The 561-nt window shown below is 39.8% G+C and carries 1 protein-coding gene; it reads right to left on the bottom strand.

The features are described from left to right. Positions 1–106: Hsp70 family protein (locus tag AB4653_RS22045; RefSeq protein WP_372105350.1), on the bottom strand; the 106-nt coding region annotated here is incomplete at its 3' end. Positions 107–561 lie beyond the last annotated feature (455 nt).

Genomic DNA, 561 nt, shown 5'->3' with positions numbered 1-561 from the left:
TTGTGCGTTCGCCTTCAGCATTTTCTAATACGCGTGGTTTGTCACCGTCAAGAACAGCAACACAAGAGTTAGTAGTACCTAAATCAATACCAATGATTCGACCCATCAGGCTTTCTCCGAATAAATTCTATTTAGTTTTTTGCTATACCCACTATGTGGGGGGTAGTAATCAGGGATTCAACCCTAATACACAAATTTAAGTGCAAATGTAATTTGCTTTCGTATGCACCATAGATAAGGGCTCACGAATCCTTTTCAAGGGGGATACTGGATTTTTTCACATTTATTTTGATAAAAGGAATGGTTAGACACGAATACATATCATTACCTTCACATAAGCCCAGTAACTGGGGTTATCACCCAATAAAAAACGGAGCCACTTAGGCTCCGTTTGTCTATTCAGGCTTTCCACTTAGATTTCATCTATAGAGGAAAATCTCTGATTACGCTTCTGCTTTCTTTAGCTCAGCTTCTTCGTTTGTTTCAACGCCGATTTCGCCTTCAGACTTAGCAACGATAGTGTTAACCGCTGTATCACCTACTACGTTAGAAGAAGTACAG

The sequence above is a fragment of the Vibrio sp. 10N.222.48.A3 genome, assembly GCF_041475345.1.
In the GTDB taxonomy this organism is placed as follows: Bacteria; Pseudomonadota; Gammaproteobacteria; order Enterobacterales; family Vibrionaceae; genus Vibrio; species Vibrio tasmaniensis_A.
The sequence above is the reverse complement of the archived record's forward strand: the minus strand, read 5'-3'. Positions and strand labels throughout refer to the sequence as shown.